The following is an 18,098-nucleotide window of genomic DNA, read 5'->3' as shown; positions in this document are numbered from 1 at the left end:
ATGCGCACCCCCAGCAAGGTCACCGTCGCCACGCCCGCGGACCTCCTCGGCCTGGTCGGCCAGGAGCTCGGCATCAGCCAGACCCAGGTGGTCACCCAGGAGGAGGTGAACCTGTTCGCCGACGTCACCAAGGACCACCAGTGGATCCACGTGGACGTCGAGCGCGCCGAGGACGGCCCCTTCGGCTCCACCATCGTCCACGGCTTCCTCACCCTGGCGCTGGTCCCGCGCCTCCTCGCCGACATCCTCGAGGTCGAGACCTTCTCGATGGGCGTGAACTACGGTCTCGACCGGGTCCGGTTCATCAAGCCGCTGCCGCCCGGAACCCGGATCCAGGGTGTCGCGACCCTCGTCGCCGCCCAGCCGCTCACCGCGGCGGACGGCAACACGGTCGAAGGCGTGCAGGCGAAGGCCTCGGTGGCCGTAGAGTTCGCGGACGAGCCACAGACCTGCTGCGTCGCGGAGATCCTGTTCCGCTACTACGCCTGAGGATGAGAGAGCCCATGACCGAGCCTGCTGAAGCCACCACGCCGTCCGGGCGGCGGCGCTGGACGGGAGGCTACGACCCGCCGCGCACCCGGCGCGAGCTGGTCGACAGCGCCCTGCACCTGTTCGAGCAGGAGGGCTTCGACCGCACGTCCCTGCAGCAGATCGTGAGTCGTGCGAACCTCACCAAGGGCGCGTTCTACCACCACTTCGAGAGCAAGGAGGATCTGCTCTGGCAGATCCAGAACGAGTATCTCGACACCCAGCTCGAAGCGGCGGCCGCGATCGTGGAGGAGCACCCCGACACCGTCGACCAGCTCCGGGAGCTGATCCGGCTGAGCCTGGCCGGCGTGTCGTCGTACCGGGCCCACGTGGCGATCTTCTACCAGGAGCGCCGGCACCTCACCGGTGACCGCCTCGCCGCGGTGGCCGCCAAGCGCGACGAGCTGGAGGCGATCTTCCGGGCGGCCGTCCAGCGCGGTCTCGACGAGGGCACCTTCCGGCCCGGCCTGAGCGGCCGGATCATCACCTTCGGCATCCTCGGCATGTGCTCCCTGGCCTTCCAGTGGTTCAACCCCGACGGCACCTTGAAGATCGAGGAGGTCGCGGACCAGTTCTGCACCCTGGTCCTCGACGGCCTGCTCGCCTGACCGGCCCCCGTCGGCTCAGCACCCGCGCTCAGCCTCCGAGCGAGGTGACCGGCGCGGCGAAGCGACCCCGGTAGAACGAGAGCGCGGGGACGGCGGTCGGCTTGCGGTGCACGTGGTCGACGTCGACCAGGATGATCACGTGGTCGCCGCTGGTGATGATCTCGTCGCTCGTGCCGGCCAGGATCGCGGGCGTCCCCGGCAGCAGCGGTACGCCGCCCGGCCCGGGCGTCCAGGCGACTCCCTCCAGCTTCTCGGCGCCGGTGAGACCGGAGGTGGCGAAGCGCCGGGCGATGTCCTCCTGGTCCTGGCCGAGGATGTGGATGGCGATCCGGGCCGCCCGGCTGAGGACGGGGAAGCTGGACGAGGTCGTCGCCAGGCAGAACAGGACCTTGGCCGGCTCCAGCGACACCGAGGTGAAGGAGTTCACGGTCAGCGCGGCGACCGCGCCGTCGTCGTCGAGCGCGGTGACCGCCGTGACGCCGGTGGGGAAGTGCCCGCAGACCTGGCGGAACTCGCCGGTGTCGAAGAGGGGCTCGGTCATCATGCGCTCACCGCCGGGTCGTGGAGGAGGGTGTCGGGACGGAGGCCGTCCTCGAGCTCGATCAGGCACAGCGTGTGGCCGCCCGGGTCCCGCACCAGGTGCAGGCGGCCGTGCGGGCTGGCGACGGGGCCGACGCTCGGCGTACCGCCCAGGTCGACGACCCGGGCCAGCGCCTCGTCGAGCGAGGCGACGTTGAAGTAGGCGATCCACTGCGACGGCAGCAGGTTGGGCCAGTCGTTGTCGAGCTCCAGCACCCCGGCGACGGGGACCGCGCCCAGGGTCAGCACCGTGTAGGGCTGCGCGCTCGGTGAGTCGCGGCGATCGGTCCCGAAGCCGAAGAGCTCGCGGTAGAACGCCACGGACGCCTCGGGCTCACCGGTGTCGAGCTCGTTCCAGCACAGCGCGCCGACGGCGTTGAGCATCTCCACGCCGGCCCGGGACTCGCCCTGGTAGAGCCCGAACACGGCGCCGAAGGGGTCGATGACCGCACCCCCGGCGCCGGCGGCGGGCAGGTAGCGGGGCGGTGTCAGCAGCTCGGCGCCCAGGCTCACCGCGCGACGCGTGGAGCCGTCGATGTCGTCGACAGCGAAGTAGGTGATCCAGCCGCGGTGGCCGGCGTGCAGCGCACCCGCGTCGGAGATGCCGGCGACGTCGCGGCCGCCGAGGCTGCACATCCGGTACGTCGAGGAGCCGATCCGCTCGTGGCGTACCTCCCAGCCGAGCAGCTGGGAGTAGAAGCTCTCGGCCGCGGCGGGATCCGAGGTACTGAGCTCGATCCAGACGGCCTCACCGGCCAGGAACGGCCGGGTCACCGGTGCTCGCCCCCCGCGGCGCCGCGCACGATGGTGCGCGCCGCGATCAGGTAGGCCTGGGCCGGTCGGCCGGTCGCCCGGCTGGACTCGACGACCGCGGTCACCGCGCGCAGGGTGTCGCCCGGCACGGCCATCAGCGTCTCGACCAGGTCGTCGACCGCTGCGTCCAGGCCGTCGTCCGCGACCACCTGCGCGATCAGGCCCCAGCGGTGCAGGTCGGCGGCGGTCGCGCTCGTGGCTCCGGTGAGCAGGGCGTAGGCCTGGGCACGGGGGAGGGCTTGGCTGACGGTGTGCCCGACGCCGGCGGGGGCGAAGCCGAACCGGGCCTCCGGGAGAGACGCGCGCACGCCCGTGCCCGCCACCGGCAGGTGCACCGCGCTCAGCAGGCCGAGCCCGAAGCCGATGACCTGGCCGCGCACGGCTGCGACGACCGGCACCGGCAGCCGCCGGATCCGGTCGAGGGCCTCGTCGGTGGCGCGCAGGTCGGCCGCGACCTGATCCTCGCCCGCCGTCGCGAGGGCGCCGAAGGACGAGGTGTCCCAGCCGCCGCAGAAGTGCCGGCCGGCCATGTCGAGGCGGATCAGGGCGCAGCGGGGATCGGCGGCGGCCTCCTCGAGGGCAGCCACGAGGCCGCTCAGCCGGGGCTCGTCGAAGCAGTTCCCGCGCTCCGCGTGGTCGAACCCGACGCGGGCCACGCGGCCGTCCCGCTCGCGGGTCAGGGTCGTGGACATGAGGGAGATCATACATACCAGTCGGTATGAACGGAAGCCGGCCGGGTGCGGATCTCGCCGAGCGAGGCCGTTGACGACATACCGGCCGGTCGGTACGGTGTGGCGAGCGTCACGCTCTCGGATCCCTGGTCAGCAAGCACCCTCGCCTCGAGAAGGACATCACGATGAAGGCACACAGCTTCGCGCTCCGGAAGGCGGTCGCGGTCCTCGCCGCCGCGAGCCTCGGTCTCACGGCCTGCGGCAGCTCCTCCGACACCGACGCTGGAGGTGGCGGCGGGTCGAGCTCCGCGCCGATCCGCGCGCTGCTCAACGCTCAGCCCGCGACGCTCGACCCGATCGTCGGGGCCCGTTCGGCCCAGGTGGTCTGGGCGACCATGCTCGAGCCGCTGGTCCACACCGACGACGAGCTGGAGCCGGACAAGACCGGTCTGGTGACCGAGTGGACGCGGGACGACCCGACGACCTGGACCTTCACGATGCGCGAGGGCGTGACCTTCAGCAACGGGGAGAAGGCCGACGCGGCGGCAGCGGCCAACACGCTGCTCCTCTCGCGCGACACCGACGCGTCGATCCTCAAGTCCTACTTCGCCAACGTGACCTCGGTCGAGGCGACCGACGCCACCACCTTCGTGGTGAAGACCAAGAGCCCGCAGTACGACCTCCCGAACCTGCTCACCACCGTCTACCTCGTCCCGCCGGCCTACTACGAGGAGAAGGGCTCGGAGGGCTTCGCGGCGGCTCCGGTCGGCACCGGTCCCTATGTGCTGGACAAGGTGCAGGCGGGGCGGAGCATCTCGGTGAAGCAGAACCCGGACTACTGGGGTGAGAAGCCGGCCAACCAGGGTGTGGTGTTCACCTGGTCGACCGAGGCGTCGCAGCGGCTGGCGCTGCTGCAGAGCAAGAGCGTCGACCTCTCCTTCGACCTGCCGCCGGCCCAGGTGGCCGAGGCCGAGAAGGCGGGCATCGAGGTGGTCAGCACGGAGTCGGCCATGAAGATCATCGCCTTCCTGGACTCGACGAAGGCGCCGTTCGACGACGCGAAGCTGCGCGAGGCCGCGGCGCTGGCGATCGACCGGGACGCGATCGTGAAGGGCATCTTCGACGGCAACGCGAGTGCTGACGGTGGGCTGTTGAACGTCAAGCCCGGCACCGAGCCGGCCGAGCAGGTCGAGGCCGACCCGGCCAAGGCGGCCGAGCTGGTCGGGGGCGACGGGCCGACGGTGCCGATCACCTATCCGGCGGGTCAGTACACCAACATCGAGGAGGTCGCCCAGGCCGTGGGCGGCAGCCTGGAGCAGGCCGGGTTCGAGGTGAAGTACCAGCCGGTGGACTACGGCACCTTGGTCAAGCAGGTGATCGGTCGTCAGCTCAACGGGCTCTACATCTTCGCGGGGGTGCCGAATGTGGCGGTGCCGGACTTCTTCGCCAGTGGGTTCATGAAGACGGCCTCGATCACGGGCAACTGCCCGGACCCGCGGATGGACGAGCTGACCGCGAAGGCGTTGGAGCAGGACGATGCCGCGGCGGCGCAGTCGACGTACGACGAGCTGAACACCTTGGGCGTGGTGGAGAAGCACTGCTACGTCCCGCTCTACCGCCAGACCTACAGCTACGGCCTCGCCGACGGGGTCTCCGGAACCGTCTACAGCCCGCTCAACGCCGTCGACTTCACCCAGACGACGCACTGACCCACCCATCCCCCGGAGGTGCCGGCCGCTCGGCGGCCGGCACCTCCGTCATGTCCGAGGAGGACGCGCATGTCCCAGCTCACGACCGGCGAGTACCTGGTCGACGTCGGCGACCACCGGCTGCAGGTCGACGTGATCGGCGCCGGCCCGCCGCTCCTCGTCGTCCACGGTGGGATGGGCTACGGCCACCGCGGCTTCCGGCCCTGGCTCGACGGTCTCGCCGACACCCGCACGGTCGTGTACGTCGACCTGCCGGGCAACGGGGGCAGCGACACCCCGGCCGACTACGACGACTGGCACACGGTCAGCCGGCTCTCGGACGCGCTCCACGGGCTACGCGTGGGGCTGGGCGTGGACCGCTGGAGCGTGCTCGGGCACTCCTTCGGCGGCTTCGTCGTCCAGTCCTACGCGATCGACCATCCCGACGACCTCGACGCCCTGGTCGTCTCCTGCTCGACCTCGGCGCTGGACCACCTGGACGAGTCGCTGCGGTTCGCCCGCGAGGTCTGCGTCAGCGACGAGCAGTTCGAGAGCATCCGCGACGCCCTGCTGGTGCCCAAGGCGACCGATGCCGAGTTCGACGCCGTCACCGCATCCGTCCGGTCCGCCTACTTCGCCGACCCGGGCCTGCTCGGCACCGACGTCCCCCTGCCCCGTGGCGGGAGCGCCGCGGCCTTCAACGCCACGCTGCGGATCTGGGCGGGCTCGGACCTGCTCGACCAGGTCCCGTCGATCGCGCGGGTGCCGACCCTGGTGCTGGGCGCCGCGCGCGACTGGACCTTCCCGCTGGAGGTGGGCGCTCGTCGTACGCATCGGCTGATCGCTGGCTCGACCCTGCACGAGTTCGCGCACTCGGGCCATTTCCCGTACGTCGAGGAGAACGCCGAGTTCCTCCGGGTCGTCTCCGGGTGGCTGGCCACCGCGTCGCCCCTCCCCGCGGCGCCCTGAGCGCGGCGTCGGGGAGAATCGCCGCATCGCCCACGGATTCGCCTGGGGCGCGGACGAGATCGTTGACTTAATACCGGCCGGTCGGTACTTTGTGGTGAGCATCACGGAGACTCGGAGCTGCGTGAGGCCCTCTCGAACTCACCGCACCAAGGAAGGCGCAATGAAGAAGAACCGCTTGGTGTCGTCGCGGCTGGCCGCCGCGACGGCGGCCCTGCTGATCGCGGGGACCGGTCTGGCCGGCTGTGGCAGCGACTCCGACGCGACCGGCGCCGAGGCGTCGGTGATCCGGGCGCTGCTGAACGCCCAGCCGACCACCCTCGACCCGGTCGTGGGCGCGCGCTCCGGCGAGACCGTCTGGTCGACCATGCTCGAGCCGATGATCGCGATCGACGGGGACTACGAGCCGGAGAAGACCGGTCTGGTCACCGACTGGACCCGCGACGACCCGACCACGTGGACGTTCACCGTCCGGGACGGCGTCAGCTTCAGCAACGGCGAGCCGGCCGACGCCGCCGCCGTCGCGAACAGCATCCTGCTCAACCGCGACACCGAGTCCGGCATCTTGAAGTCCTACTTCGCCAACGTCGCCTCGGTCGAGGCGACCGACGCCACGACCGTCGTGGTGAAGACCAAGAGCCCGCAGTACAACCTGCCGAACCTGTTCTCGAATGTGTACGTGCTGCCCCCGGCGTACTATGCCGAGAAGGGCTCGGAGGGCTTCGCGGCGGCTCCGGTCGGCACCGGTCCCTATGTGCTGGACAAGGTGCAGGCGGGGCGGAGCATCTCGGTGAAGCAGAACCCGGACTACTGGGGTGAGAAGCCGGCCAACCAGGGTGTGGTGTTCACCTGGTCGACCGAGGCGTCCCAGCGGCTGGCGCTGCTGCAGAGCAAGAGCGTGGACGTCGCCTTCGACCTCACCCACGCCCAGTCCCAGGAGGCGGAGAAGGCCGGCCTGGAGACCGAGAGCGTCGAGACCGCGATGAAGATCGTCGCCTTCCTGGACTCGACGAAGGCGCCGTTCGACGACGCGAAGCTGCGCGAGGCCGCGGCGCTGGCGATCGACCGGGACGCGATCGTGAAGGGCATCTTCGACGGCAACGCGAGTGCTGACGGTGGGCTGTTGAACGTCAAGCCCGGCACCGAGCCGGCCGAGCAGGTCGACGCCGACCCGGCCAAGGCCGCGGAGCTGGTCGGGGGCAACGGTCCGACGGTGCCGATCACCTATCCGGCGGGTCAGTACACCAACATCGAGGAGGTCGCCCAGGCCGTGGGCGGCAGCCTGGAGCAGGCCGGGTTCGAGGTGAAGTACCAGCCGCTCGACTACGGAACCCTGGTCAAGCAGGTCATCGGCCGTCAGCTCAACGGTCTCTACATCTTCGCGGGGGTGCCGAACGTGGCGGTGCCGGACTTCTTCGCCAGTGGCTTCATGAAGACGGCCTCGATCACGGGCAACTGCCCGGACCCGCGGATGGACGAGCTGACCGCGAAGGCGTTGGAGCAGGACGACGCGGCGGCGGCGCAGTCGATCTATGACGAGCTGAACACGCTGGGTGTGGTGGAGAAGCACTGCTACGTCCCGCTCTACCGCCAGATCTACAACTATGCGACCGCCCCCGGTGTCAGCGACGTCGACTACAACGCGCTCAACCGCGCGGACTTCACGAAGGCGACGCGCTGACCATGTCCGAGATGCTCGCGAAGGAGGTGCCGGCCGGCGGCCGGCACCTCCCGGGACCCGAGGACGCGGTGCCGGTGCTCGTCGTCGACGACCTCGTCGTCGAGCACCGCAATCGCACCACCGGGGAGGTCTTCCGGGCGGTCGACGGTGTCTCCCTGAGCATCGCCGCGGGGGAGAGCGTCGCGATCGTGGGCGAGTCCGGCTCGGGCAAGACCACGCTGGCGATGGCCGCCACCGGCCTCGGCGCCCGCGGCGAGGGCGACATCCGGCTGCTCGGGCACTCGCTCTCCTCGATCGGGCGCCGCCAGCTGCGCGAGCTGCGGCCCGAGGTGCAGGTCGTCTTCCAGGACCCTCACGGCTCGCTGGACCCGCGCCAGTCCGTGCGCTCGGGCTTCGCCGAGCTGCGTGGGCTGCAGCGGGAGCGCACCTCGTGGATCGACGACACCGGCCTGCTCGAGCGGGTCCGGCTGGCTCCGGAGATCCTGGACCGCTATCCCCACCAGCTCAGCGGCGGCCAGGCCCAGCGGGTCTGCATCGCGCGGGCGCTGCTGATGCGGCCCCGGCTGATCGTCGCCGACGAGCCGACCTCGGGGCTCGACGTCTCGGTGCAGGCCGACGTCTTGAAGCTGCTCGAGGAGATCCGCTCGACCACCGGCGCGGCGCTGCTCATGATCAGTCACGACCTCGCTGTCGTGCGCTCGGTCTGCGACAGCGTGCACGTCATGTTCCGCGGCAAGGTCGTCGAGGCCGGGCCGTGCGAGTCGGTCTTCCTCGATCCGCAGGAGGACTACACCCGCGAGCTCCTGGCCGCGATGCCCGGAGCGCGATGGAGGGCGCGCCGATGAGAGCCACCACCCTGCGCCGCGTCGGCTCCCGCGTCGGCGCCCTGTTCGCCTCACTGCTGATCGCGCTGACCCTGGCGTTCGCGCTCGGCCGACTCTCCGGCGACCCGACCGCCACGATCCTCGGTCCGATGGCCCCGCAGGAGCAGCGCGACGCGCTGCGCCACGAGCTGGGCCTGGACCGCTCGCTGATCGTGCAGTACCTCGACTACCTCAAGGGCGTGTTCACCGGCGACCTCGGTACGTCGCTGCAGTTCTACCAGCCCAACAGCACGATGATCTTCGACCGGCTGCCGTACACCCTCCAGCTGGTCGCCGCAGGCATGGCACTCGCCCTCCTGATCGGCATCCCGCTCGGCGTCCTGGCCGCGACCCGCGAGGGCACCTGGTGGGACCGCGGCGCCTCGACCCTGGCGCTGCTCGGCCAGTCGGTTCCCGTCTTCTGGCTGGGGATGATGCTGGTCGTACTGTTCGCGGTGAAACTCGGCTGGCTCCCCGCGGGGCAGTCCGGCTCACTGCGGCACCTGATCCTGCCGGCGGTCACCATGTCGCTGTATCCGATGGCCCACATCGCGCGACTGACCCGGGCCTCGATGAGCGAGGCGCTCGGCGAGCCGTTCATCGACTCCGCCCGGGCCCGCGGCATCAGCCGGACCCGGGTGGTCTGGCGGCACGCCTTCAAGAACGCGATGATGCCGATCCTCACCATCGTGGTGCTCCAGACCGGGATCCTGCTCTCGGGAGCCGTCGCGGTCGAGTACGTCTACTCCTGGCCGGGCCTGGGCCAGCTGGCCCTGCAGGCGATCCAGTTCCGCGACTTCCCGCTCGTGCAGGCGATCGTCGGGTTCGGCGCCCTGGTCTTCGTCTTCTTGAACCTGCTCGTCGACGTGATCCACTCCGTCGTCGACCCGAGGGTGAGGTGACCCGATGAGCCAGCTGGAGCTCGACCTGGCCACGTCGGAGGGCGAGGTCCCCGACCCGCCCCGGACCCGGCGCGAGCGGACCTCGGTGTTCTGGCTGGCGCTGCCGCTGGTCACGGTCGCCGTACTGGTCTTCGTGCTGCCGCTCACCGGCCTGCTCCCCGACGGCGGCCAGGACCTGTCCGCGACCCGTACGCCGCCCGCCTGGCTCTCGGGCGGGACCTGGGAGCACCCGCTCGGCACCAACAAGCTGGGCCAGGACGTGCTGACCCAGCTCGTCGAGAGCGGCCGGCTGACGATCCTGATCGGCCTCGTCGGCGCCCTGGTCGCGATCGGGCCGGGCACCCTGATGGGACTGCTCGCCGGCTACTGCCGAGGCTGGGTCGACAAGGTGGTCTCGATCCTGATCGACGCCCAGCTCGCGCTGCCGTTCATCCTGGTGGCGCTGGCGATCATCGCGAACCGGGGCTCCTCGCTGCCCGTGCTCTTCCTGGTCCTCGGCCTCACCGGCTGGGCTGCCTGCGCCCGGGTCACCCGCTCGGCGACGATGACCATCCGGGAGCGCCAGTTCGTCCTCGGCCTGCGGGCGGCCGGCGCCTCGGAGTCCCGCATCGTCTTCCGCCATGTGCTGCCCAACCTGGCCGGGACGATCGTCGCCCTGGCCACCCTGCAGGTCGGCACCGCGATCCTGGTCGAGAGTGCGCTGAGCTTCCTCGGCCTGGGCGTGGTCCCCCCGAAGACCAGCTGGGGCTCGATGCTGGCCGCCGGCCAGGACGAGCTCAGCCAGGCCTGGTGGATCGCGTTCTTCCCCGGCCTCGCGATCACCGTGCTCGTGCTGCTGGTCAACCTGCTCGGCGATGCCCTGCTCACCCACCACGACCCGCGGAAGAGGCGCCGATGACCGAGCTGCTCACCGTCTCCGGGCTCTCCATCACCGCGCGGCTGGCCGCCAGCGACCTGCGCCTGCTCGACGAGGTGTCCCTGGAGATCCGCAAGGGCCAGATCCTCGGCGTGGTCGGCGAGTCCGGAAGCGGCAAGACCACCCTGGCCCGCTCCGTCGTCGGGCTGCTGGAGCGCAACGTCCGGGTGGACGCCGGCGCCATCGAGCTGGCCGGCACCCGGATCGTCGCGCCCGGTGTCGACCGCACCCACCAGGTGCGCGGCTCCGAGGTCGGGATGGTCTTCCAGGACGCGTCCCGCTCGCTCAACCCGCTGCTCAAGGTCCGTGGCCACCTCGCCGAGGTGCTGCGTCGCCACGTCCGCGACATCGACAAGGCGGAGATCGAGCGGCGCTCGGTCGAGGTGCTCGAGCAGATGCGGATCACCGATGCCGCCCGTGTTCTCGACTCCTACCCGCACCAGCTCTCGGGCGGGCTGCGGCAGCGGGTCGCGATCGGCCTCGCCGTGGTGACCCGGCCCGCGCTGGTGATCGCCGACGAGTGCACCACCGCGCTCGACGTCACCACGCAGACCAAGGTCGTGGAGCTCTTCCGGAGCCTGGTCGACGAGCTGGGCATCGGCCTGCTCTTCGTCACCCACGACCTGATGCTCGCCAGCGACCTGTGCGACCGGATCGCCGTGATGAGCGCGGGCCGCGTGGTCGAGCAGGGCGACGCCATGACCGTGCTCGAGCAGCCCCAGCAGGACTACACGCGGCGGCTGCTCGCCGCCATCCCCTCGTGGAGCTAAGGAGAAGTCCCACCCCCATGTCCGAACAGCTCGGCATCGAGGCCTACGCGGCCTACCTGCCCGCGTACGTCCTCGAGCACAACCAGCTCGACGCCACCGGATTGCCCCGTCCGGGCGGCCCGACCCGCGGCGTGGCCGCCTTCGACGAGGACAGCGTCACGCTCGCCGTCGAGGCGCTGCGGCACGTCGCCGGCGCGACTCCCGAGGGCCGGCAGCTCCTGCTCGCCACCACCAGTGCCCCCTACGACGCCAAGACGGCCGCCGGCATCGTCCACGAGGCGCTCGGGCTGGACCCGGGCGTCGCGGCGGTCGACCTGCGCGGCCACCGCTCCGGCGCGACCGCACTCGACCTGGTGCTCCGAGCGGGTGCCAGCGCGGCCCTGGCCGACGTCCGGCAGACCCGGCCGGGAGCGCCCGACGAGCTCGCGCAGGGCGATGCAGCAGCGGCCTTCACCGGCGGCACCGGCGCCGCCACCCTGCTCGCGCGCGCCGGGCACACCACCGAGGTGCTGGAGCGCTGGCGTCTCCCCGGCGAGCGCACCGACCGGATCTGGGACGAGCGCTTCACCGCCGACATCCTGGTCGCCGCCGGCCGCGAGGCGGCCGGGCGGGCGCTCGTCGACGCCGGCCTCGACGCGGTCGACCACGTCGTCGTCTCCTCCTCCAACGCCCGGGCCGCCGCGACCCTGAGGCGGGCGCTGGGCGGCGCCGGCGAGGACGCGCGGATCGAGCGCGCAGCCGGGTTCACCGGCGCCGCGCACCCCGGCCTGCTGCTCGCCGCGACGCTCGACATCGCCGAGCCCGGCCAGACGGTCCTCCTCGTGTCCGCGACCGAGGGCGCCGACGCCTTCGTGCTCCGCGTCGGTGACGGCGTCCGCGCCGCGCGCGGCGGTGCGTCGGTGCGCGACCAGCTCGCCGCCCGGCAGCCGCTGGGCTACGGCCGCTACCTGCGCTGGCGCGGCCTCCTCGACGTCCAGGGTCCGGCCCGCCCGGCCGCTCCGGCGCCGGCCGCGCCGCCGATGCATCGCCGCGCGGGCTGGAAGTTCCGGCTCGAGGGGAGCGTGTGCGACGCGTGCGGCACGGTGACCACGCCGCCGAGCCGGGCCTGCGCGGCGTGCGGCATCGTCGCCGAGATCCCCGGCAAGCGGATCTCGCTGCGCGACCAGGTCGCGCGGGTCGTCTCCGTGACCACCGACCACCTCACCACGATGCCGGAGGACGCGGTCGACATCGTCGTCGCAGACGTCGAGGGCGGTGGTCGACTGACCGCGTACGCGACCGACGTGCCGGCCGGCTCGGTGGCCGTCGGCGACGCAGTCCGCCCGGTGTTCCGCCGGCTGTGGACCACCGACGGGATCCACAACTACTTCTGGAAGCTGCGTCCGCAGGAGGACAACCGCTGATGGGCACCAAGCGCATGACCCACGACGTCGCGATCGTCGCGATGGGCTGCACCCCGTTCCGGGACCACTGGAACTCCTCCGCCGACGACCTCCTCGTCGACGCCGTCACCGAGTGCCTCGCCGCCCTGCCCGAGGTCCAGCTCGCCGACGTCGACGCCTTCTGGGTCGGCACCCAGGGCTCCGGGATGTCCGGTCAGACCCTGGCCCGGCCGCTGCGCCTGGTCGGCAAGCCCGTGACCCGTGTGGAGAACTACTGCGCCACCGGGTCCGAGGCCTTCCGCAATGCGGCCTTCGCGGTGGCCTCCGGCGCCTACGACGTGGTGATGGCGACCGGCGTCGAGAAGCTCAAGGACTCCTCCCAGGCCGGCCTCTCGGCGGTCTACCCGCCGTCCGACGGCACCGACGTCGACTGGACCGCGCCGGCCGGCTTCTCCCTGCTCGCACCGGCGTACCAGCAGGCGCACGGGGTCGGCGACCGCGACCTGCGCAGCGCGCTCACCCACGTCGCGGTGAAGAACCACGCCAATGGCTCCCGCAACAGCCGCGCCCAGTTCCAGAAGGCGATCGCGCCGGAGGTCGTGGAGAGCTCGCCCAAGATCGCCGGGCCGCTCGGCGTGATGGACTGCTCGGGCGTCTCCGACGGCGCGGCCGCCGCGATCCTGGTGCGGGCCGAGGACGCGTACAAGTACACCGACAAGCCGATCTTCCTGCGCGGGATGAGCTTCGTCGCCGGCTCGGGCGCCGGGCTGGCCGCCGACGGCTACGACTTCACCACCTTCCCCGAGGTGGTGCTCGCCGCCCAGCAGGCCTACGAGCAGGCCGGGGTGAGCGACCCCGCGACCGAGATCTCGCTGGCCGAGGTGCACGACTGCTTCACGCCGACCGAGCTGGTGCTGATGGAGGACCTCGGCTTCTCCGAGCGCGGCAAGGCCTGGCGCGACATCCTCGACGGGCGCTACGACCTCGACGGCGCGCTCCCGGTCAACAGCGACGGCGGGCTGAAGTCCTTCGGCCACCCGATCGGTGCCACCGGACTGCGGATGATGTTCGAGTGCTTCACCCAGCTGCGCGGCGAGGCCGGCGAACGACAGGTCCCGGACGCCCGGCTCGCCGTCGCGCAGAACCTCGGCGGCCAGCCCGGCTCGTGCGTCGCCTTCGTCGCCGTCCTCGGCACCGAGCCGTCCACGCGCGAGGAGGTCGGCGGATGAGCCGCCAGGTCTCGTACGACGGCCGGGTGGTCGTCGTCACCGGCGCCGGCAACGGCATCGGTCGGGCGCACGCGCTGACCCTCGCCCAGCACGACGCCCGGGTCGTGGTCAACGACCTCGGCGGCGCGGTCGACGGGACCGGCAGCTCCGGCGCCGCCCAGGCCGTGGTCGACGAGATCACCGCTGCCGGCGGCATCGCCGTGGCCAGCACCGACTCGGTCGCCACGGTCGAGGGCGGCCGGGCGCTGATCGCCACCGCTATCGACGCCTTCGGCCAGGTCGACGCCGTCATCCACAACGCCGGGATCCTGCGCGACCGCTCGTTCGCCAAGGCGGTCGACACCGATGTGACCGACGTGCTCGACGTCCACCTCGGCGGCGCGTTCAACGTGTTGCGGCCCGCCTGGCCGCACTTCGTCGAACGCGGCTACGGCCGGATCGTGCTCACCACGTCCTCCTCCGGCCTGCTCGGCAACTTCGGCCAGTCGTCGTACGGAGCGGCGAAGGCCGGGCTGGTCGGCCTGATGAACGTGCTCTCCCTGGAGGGTGAGCGACACGGGATCACGGTCAACGCGCTGTCCCCGACCGCCGCGACCCGGATGACCGAGGGCCTGCTCGGCGAGCTCGCCGACCGCTTCGACCCGCAGCACGTGGCGGCGGTCGCGACCTATCTCGCCTCCGAGCAGTGCGAGCTCAACCGCCACATCCTCACCGTCGGCGGCGGCCGCGTGGGCCGGATCTTCCTGGGCGTCACGCCCGGCTGGTACTCCGGTCCCGACCCGGCGTCGCCCTCCGACGTCCTCGCCGCGATCGACGAGATCTGCTCCCTCGAGGACTTCATCGTGCCCGAGGGCGGTCACGACGAGATCGCCCTGATCCAGAAGGTCCTCGGCGCCTGAGGGCGCGGACCAGCGCAGAGAGAGGACCGACCATGCCCGTCAGCGAAGTCCACCACGTCGCGATGACCGTGTCCGACGTCGAGAAGGCGGCCGACTTCTACGAGAAGGCGCTCGGCTACACCAGGACCCTCCGCTCCGATGTCGGCGGCCCGGGGATCGAGGGCTCGCTGGGCCTGCCCCCCGGCACCACCGGGAAGGTGCAGTACCTGCAGGGGCCCAGCCAGATCGGCCAGCTCGAGCTGATCGAGTGGAACGGCGAGAAGCGGCGCACCGCCAGCGCCGGCCATCTCGAGCTCGGCACCTTCCTGCTCTCCTTCCAGGTCCCGGTCGACGAGATCGCCGAGGTGCACCAGCGCTTCGTCGACCTCGGCGCCGAGGTGCTCGGCCCGCCGAACCGGGTGCTGCTGGAGAACTACGGCTACATCACCGCCTTCGCCGCGCGCGACCTCGACGGCAACCTGCTGGAGCTGGTCTCGCTGCCGACGCGGGAGGAGATCCTGGCCTTCCGCCGAGGCGAGCTCTCCTGATGGCCACCAGCAACTTCGCGGAGACGCTGCGGGTCCAGGCGCTGCGGCGCGCGGACCGGGAGGCCCTGGTCGACGGCGAGCGGCGCTGGACCTATGCGGAGCTGGACGCCGAGGTCGACAGGTACGCCGCCGCCCTGCTCGCCGCGGGGATCGGCATCGACGACCTGGTGGGCGTCCTCGGCCGCAACACCGCGACCTACGTGCTCGAGCTGCTCGCCCTGGCCCGGATCGGCGCGATCTCGGTGCCGCTGAACTGGCGCCTGCACGCCACCGAGCAGGCCTATGTCATCGAGCAGGCCGGCATCGCCTGCCTGCTGTACGACGACGACTTCGCGCCCGTGGCCGAGAGCCTGCTGGCCTCGACCGGGCTGAAGATCACCGTGGCCAACCAGGACCGGGTGCTGGCCGGCTCGCTGCGACTGAGCGACCTGCTGGCGACCGTGCCCGCGGGAGTGCGGGTCCCCGACGCCGAGCGGGCGGCCGACGACGTGCACCGGCTGCTCTACACCTCGGGCACGACCGCGCACCCCAAGGGCGTGATCCACACCTGCGGCAACCTGACCGCCAACCACCGGGCGCAGGTGCTCGAGCTCGAGCTGACGCAGTCCGACCGGATCCTGATCTCGGCGCCGCTGTTCCACGTCAGCGGCCTGGAGGCGCCCGGGCTCGCGGTGTTCACCGCCGGCGCGACCATGGTGCTGACCCCGACGTTCAAGGCCGAGGACATCGCCCGGATCGCCGTCGAGGAGCGGATCACCGGCCTGGTGCTCGCCGCCCAGATCCTGTTCGCGATGCTGGAGCTCGACCCGAAGCCGGACCTGTCCGCGCTGCGCTACCTGCTCTTCGCCGGCGTCGCGCCGAGCGTGCGGCGCCAGGTCAAGGCGCTGCTCCCGCACGTGCGGCTGGTCGACACCTTCGGGATGACCGAGCTGTGCAACGGGGTCTGCTACATGGACGCCGCCCACGAGGAGGCGAAGATGGGAGCGCTCGGCGCGCCCTTCCCCGGCGTCCACCTGCGCATCGTCGATGAGGACTTCCGCCCGGTGCCGCCCGGGGTGGAGGGGGAGCTGATCGTGCGGGGCGAGAAGATCTCGCCCGGCTACTGGAATGACGACGCCGCCAACGCCCGCACCCGCCGCGACGGCTGGTTCCTCACCGGCGACGTCGCCCGGATCGACGAGGACGGCTATCTCTGGTTCGTCGACCGGCGCACCGACCTGATCAAGTCCGGCGGCGAGAACGTCGCGAGCGCCGAGGTGGAGCGGGTCATCGCGCAGCACCCGGACGTCGCCGAGGTGGCGGTGATCGGCGTACCCGACGCGACGTGGGACGAGGTGCCGAAGGCGTTCGTCATCCTCCGCGAGGGCGCCGCGACCACGGCCGCGGACCTCCGTGAGCACTGCATCGCCCACCTCGCCAAGTACAAGGTGCCCAAGCACGTCGACGTCGTGGCGGCGCTGCCGCGCAACGACTCCGGCAAGGTGCTGAAGAAGCAGCTGCGCGCCCAGGAAGCCGAGTCGCGGTCGTGACCGCGCCGACGGCCAACCTGGCCCGGATGCTGACCTGGAACGCGGTCCGGTTCGCCGACGCCGACGCGCTGGTCTTCGAGGGCCGGCGCTGGACGTACGCCGAGCTGGACACCGAGGTGAGCGCGCTCGCCGCGGGCCTGCGGGAGCAGGGCGTCGGGCAGGACTCGCGGATCGCGATCGTCGCCGACAACGTGCCGGGCTTCATGTTCCTCTCGCTCGCGCTGTCCCGGATCGGCGCGGTGTTCGTGCCGCTCAACTACCGGCTCACCGCGGGCGAGCTCGCGCACCTGCTCGGTCATGCCCGGGTGGAGGCGGTGGCGACGGTGCCGGAGTTCGCCGAGGTCACCGCCGCGGCGCTGGCCGGGCTGCCCGGCGTACGCCGGCTGGCGCTCGAGCCGATCGACCCGAGCTGGGAGGACCTCGCGGACCTCGCGGCGCCGTACCGGGGGACCCGGGTGCCCGACCTGCCCCTGGAGCCCGACGCGCTCCAGCGGATCATCTACACCTCGGGGACCACCAGCCTGCCGAAGGGCGTGCTGATCACCCACGGCAACGTCGCCGCGAACATGCACGCCCAGATCGTCGAGCTCGGGCTGCGCCCGACCGACCGGATCCTCAACTTCGCGCCGCTCTACCACGTCGGCGGCACCGACCTGCCCGGGTACGCCATCTGGCAGGTGGGCGGGTGCATGGTGCTGCAGCGGCGGTTCCTGCCGGCCGAGGTGCTCGCCACGATCGAGGCCGAGCAGATCACGGGGATGGTCGTCGCGGCGACGATGCTCGACATGATCCGCCGGGCCGCGGACGATCGGGAGACCGGCCTGGCCTCGGTGCGCTGGCTGATCTTCAGCCAGGTGACCTCGGCACTCTTCCAGGTGGCGCGTGGGCTGTTCCCCAACGCCCGGCTGATCGAGGGCTACGGCCTGACCGAGACCTGCAGCGGGCTGACCTATCTCGACGAGGCGCACATGGAGTCCAAGCAGGGCTCGGTGGGCATCCCCGTCGTGGGCGTCGACGTCCGGGTCGTCGACGCGAACGACGACGACGTCCCGGTCGGCGAGAACGGTGAGGTCGTCGCCCGGGGACCGAAGGTCAGTCCGGGCTATCTCGACGACGGCGCGGCCACCGCGGCGGCCTTCCGCGGCGGCTGGTTCCACACCGGTGACGTGGGCTGCCTCGACGCCGACGGCTACCTCTACATCCGCGACCGGCTCAAGGACATGATCCGCAGCGGCGGGGAGAACATGTCGAGCGCCGAGATCGAGAACGTGCTGGCCGACCACCCGCTGGTGCTCTCGGCGTCGGTGATCGGCGTGGCGCACCCGACCTGGCAGGAGGTGCCCGTCGCCTTCGTGATCGGCCGGCCCGGCCTGGACGCGGCCGACCTGATCGAGCACGCGCGGGCCCGGCTGGGTCGGTTCAAGGTGCCCAAGGAGGTCTACCTGGTGGTCGAGCTCCCGACCAACCCGTCGGGCAAGGTGCTCAAGCGCAGCCTGCGCGAGAGTTGGTCCGAGCTCACCCCGGACTGGGCCTACCCCGAGAAGTAG

18 protein-coding genes are annotated in these 18,098 nt (G+C 71.6%); 15 read left to right on the top strand and 3 right to left on the bottom strand.

Annotation, left to right across the window (positions count from 1 at the left end; all coding sequences use genetic code 11):
* Together JOD66_RS12445 and JOD66_RS12440 are read left to right on the top strand one after the other, a co-directional pair.
* Nucleotides 1-489, top strand: coding sequence for a MaoC family dehydratase (locus tag JOD66_RS12445; RefSeq protein WP_204837189.1), 489 nt, complete (start codon nucleotides 1-3; stop codon nucleotides 487-489).
* 14 nt (nucleotides 490-503) lie between these two features.
* Nucleotides 504-1,136, top strand: coding sequence for a TetR/AcrR family transcriptional regulator (locus tag JOD66_RS12440; RefSeq protein ID WP_204837188.1), 633 nt, complete (start codon nucleotides 504-506; stop codon nucleotides 1,134-1,136).
* 28 nt (nucleotides 1,137-1,164) lie between these two features.
* Here the strand turns inward: JOD66_RS12440 and JOD66_RS12435 are convergent, their stop codons facing one another.
* From JOD66_RS12435 to JOD66_RS12425, 3 genes are read right to left on the bottom strand one after another with little or no spacing between them, the layout of a single operon-like run.
* Nucleotides 1,165-1,677 carry a flavin reductase family protein gene (locus tag JOD66_RS12435; RefSeq protein ID WP_204837187.1) on the bottom strand — a complete coding sequence of 171 codons (513 nt, stop codon included), beginning with the start codon at nucleotides 1,675-1,677 and terminating at the stop codon, nucleotides 1,165-1,167.
* Nucleotides 1,677-2,489, bottom strand: a complete 813-nt coding sequence (locus JOD66_RS12430; RefSeq protein WP_204837186.1) for a VOC family protein — start codon at nucleotides 2,487-2,489, stop codon at nucleotides 1,677-1,679. Before JOD66_RS12430 ends, JOD66_RS12435 begins: the two co-directional genes overlap by 1 nt.
* The gene (locus JOD66_RS12425; protein WP_204837185.1) at nucleotides 2,486-3,220 is read right to left on the bottom strand and encodes an enoyl-CoA hydratase/isomerase family protein; all 735 of its coding nucleotides are present in this window, start codon (nucleotides 3,218-3,220) and stop codon (nucleotides 2,486-2,488) included. The genes JOD66_RS12430 and JOD66_RS12425 overlap by 4 nt, the downstream gene beginning before the upstream one ends.
* A 164-nt stretch (nucleotides 3,221-3,384) precedes the next feature.
* Here JOD66_RS12425 and JOD66_RS12420 point away from each other — a divergent pair, with 164 nt between their 5' ends.
* The 13 genes from JOD66_RS12420 to JOD66_RS12360 all read left to right on the top strand — a co-directional run bounded on the left by JOD66_RS12420 (nucleotide 3,385) and on the right by JOD66_RS12360 (nucleotide 18,098).
* Nucleotides 3,385-4,908 carry an ABC transporter substrate-binding protein gene (locus JOD66_RS12420; RefSeq protein ID WP_204837184.1) on the top strand — a complete coding sequence of 508 codons (1,524 nt, stop codon included), beginning with the start codon at nucleotides 3,385-3,387 and terminating at the stop codon, nucleotides 4,906-4,908.
* Between the two features lie 69 nt (nucleotides 4,909-4,977).
* Complete coding sequence (locus tag JOD66_RS12415) at nucleotides 4,978-5,856, top strand: alpha/beta fold hydrolase (protein WP_204837183.1); 879 nt, start codon at nucleotides 4,978-4,980, stop codon at nucleotides 5,854-5,856.
* A gap of 160 nt (nucleotides 5,857-6,016) precedes the next feature.
* Nucleotides 6,017-7,534 (top strand): ABC transporter substrate-binding protein, encoded by a 1,518-nt coding sequence (locus JOD66_RS12410; protein ID WP_204837182.1) that lies wholly within the window; start codon nucleotides 6,017-6,019, stop codon nucleotides 7,532-7,534.
* 2 nt (nucleotides 7,535-7,536) lie between these two features.
* A complete protein-coding gene (locus JOD66_RS12405; protein ID WP_204837181.1) occupies nucleotides 7,537-8,379 on the top strand; it encodes an ABC transporter ATP-binding protein in 843 nt (280 codons plus the stop codon).
* Nucleotides 8,376-9,299, top strand: a complete 924-nt coding sequence (locus JOD66_RS12400; protein WP_204837180.1) for an ABC transporter permease — start codon at nucleotides 8,376-8,378, stop codon at nucleotides 9,297-9,299. Before JOD66_RS12405 ends, JOD66_RS12400 begins: the two co-directional genes overlap by 4 nt.
* 4 nt (nucleotides 9,300-9,303) lie before the next feature.
* On the top strand, nucleotides 9,304-10,197 hold the full coding sequence (locus JOD66_RS12395) for an ABC transporter permease (protein ID WP_204837179.1): 894 nt from the start codon (nucleotides 9,304-9,306) through the stop codon (nucleotides 10,195-10,197).
* Nucleotides 10,194-10,985, top strand: a complete 792-nt coding sequence (locus JOD66_RS12390) for an ABC transporter ATP-binding protein (RefSeq protein WP_204837178.1) — start codon at nucleotides 10,194-10,196, stop codon at nucleotides 10,983-10,985. Before JOD66_RS12395 ends, JOD66_RS12390 begins: the two co-directional genes overlap by 4 nt.
* 17 nt (nucleotides 10,986-11,002) lie before the next feature.
* The gene (locus tag JOD66_RS12385; RefSeq protein ID WP_204837177.1) at nucleotides 11,003-12,388 is read left to right on the top strand and encodes a zinc ribbon domain-containing protein; all 1,386 of its coding nucleotides are present in this window, start codon (nucleotides 11,003-11,005) and stop codon (nucleotides 12,386-12,388) included.
* Nucleotides 12,388-13,596 (top strand): acetyl-CoA acetyltransferase, encoded by a 1,209-nt coding sequence (locus tag JOD66_RS12380; protein WP_204837176.1) that lies wholly within the window; start codon nucleotides 12,388-12,390, stop codon nucleotides 13,594-13,596. The genes JOD66_RS12385 and JOD66_RS12380 overlap by 1 nt, the downstream gene beginning before the upstream one ends.
* Nucleotides 13,593-14,495, top strand: coding sequence for an SDR family NAD(P)-dependent oxidoreductase (locus JOD66_RS12375; protein WP_204837175.1), 903 nt, complete (start codon nucleotides 13,593-13,595; stop codon nucleotides 14,493-14,495). The genes JOD66_RS12380 and JOD66_RS12375 overlap by 4 nt, the downstream gene beginning before the upstream one ends.
* Nucleotides 14,496-14,527: 32 nt before the next feature.
* A complete protein-coding gene (locus JOD66_RS12370) occupies nucleotides 14,528-15,022 on the top strand; it encodes a VOC family protein (protein WP_204837174.1) in 495 nt (164 codons plus the stop codon).
* Nucleotides 15,022-16,551 (top strand): class I adenylate-forming enzyme family protein, encoded by a 1,530-nt coding sequence (locus JOD66_RS12365; RefSeq protein ID WP_204837173.1) that lies wholly within the window; start codon nucleotides 15,022-15,024, stop codon nucleotides 16,549-16,551. The genes JOD66_RS12370 and JOD66_RS12365 overlap by 1 nt, the downstream gene beginning before the upstream one ends.
* Entirely contained in the window at nucleotides 16,548-18,098 is a 1,551-nt protein-coding gene (locus JOD66_RS12360; RefSeq protein WP_204837172.1) for a class I adenylate-forming enzyme family protein, read from the top strand. The genes JOD66_RS12365 and JOD66_RS12360 overlap by 4 nt, the downstream gene beginning before the upstream one ends.

This window comes from Nocardioides nitrophenolicus, assembly GCF_016907515.1.
Taxonomy (GTDB): Bacteria; Actinomycetota; Actinomycetes; order Propionibacteriales; family Nocardioidaceae; genus Nocardioides; species Nocardioides nitrophenolicus.
Note: the sequence above shows the minus strand (reverse complement) of the source record. Positions and strands in the feature narration are given on the sequence as shown.

Coding starts and splice junctions, on each gene's coding strand:
- JOD66_RS12445 (WP_204837189.1), top strand. CDS start 1: ATGCGCACCCCCAGCAAGGTCACCGTCGCCACGCCCGCGGACCTCCTC.
- JOD66_RS12440 (WP_204837188.1), top strand. CDS start 504: ATGACCGAGCCTGCTGAAGCCACCACGCCGTCCGGGCGGCGGCGCTGG.
- JOD66_RS12435 (WP_204837187.1), bottom strand. CDS start 1,677: ATGACCGAGCCCCTCTTCGACACCGGCGAGTTCCGCCAGGTCTGCGGG.
- JOD66_RS12425 (WP_204837185.1), bottom strand. CDS start 3,220: ATGTCCACGACCCTGACCCGCGAGCGGGACGGCCGCGTGGCCCGCGTC.
- JOD66_RS12420 (WP_204837184.1), top strand. CDS start 3,385: ATGAAGGCACACAGCTTCGCGCTCCGGAAGGCGGTCGCGGTCCTCGCC.
- JOD66_RS12415 (WP_204837183.1), top strand. CDS start 4,978: ATGTCCCAGCTCACGACCGGCGAGTACCTGGTCGACGTCGGCGACCAC.
- JOD66_RS12410 (WP_204837182.1), top strand. CDS start 6,017: ATGAAGAAGAACCGCTTGGTGTCGTCGCGGCTGGCCGCCGCGACGGCG.
- JOD66_RS12405 (WP_204837181.1), top strand. CDS start 7,537: ATGTCCGAGATGCTCGCGAAGGAGGTGCCGGCCGGCGGCCGGCACCTC.
- JOD66_RS12400 (WP_204837180.1), top strand. CDS start 8,376: ATGAGAGCCACCACCCTGCGCCGCGTCGGCTCCCGCGTCGGCGCCCTG.
- JOD66_RS12395 (WP_204837179.1), top strand. CDS start 9,304: ATGAGCCAGCTGGAGCTCGACCTGGCCACGTCGGAGGGCGAGGTCCCC.
- JOD66_RS12390 (WP_204837178.1), top strand. CDS start 10,194: ATGACCGAGCTGCTCACCGTCTCCGGGCTCTCCATCACCGCGCGGCTG.
- JOD66_RS12385 (WP_204837177.1), top strand. CDS start 11,003: ATGTCCGAACAGCTCGGCATCGAGGCCTACGCGGCCTACCTGCCCGCG.
- JOD66_RS12380 (WP_204837176.1), top strand. CDS start 12,388: ATGGGCACCAAGCGCATGACCCACGACGTCGCGATCGTCGCGATGGGC.
- JOD66_RS12375 (WP_204837175.1), top strand. CDS start 13,593: ATGAGCCGCCAGGTCTCGTACGACGGCCGGGTGGTCGTCGTCACCGGC.
- JOD66_RS12370 (WP_204837174.1), top strand. CDS start 14,528: ATGCCCGTCAGCGAAGTCCACCACGTCGCGATGACCGTGTCCGACGTC.
- JOD66_RS12365 (WP_204837173.1), top strand. CDS start 15,022: ATGGCCACCAGCAACTTCGCGGAGACGCTGCGGGTCCAGGCGCTGCGG.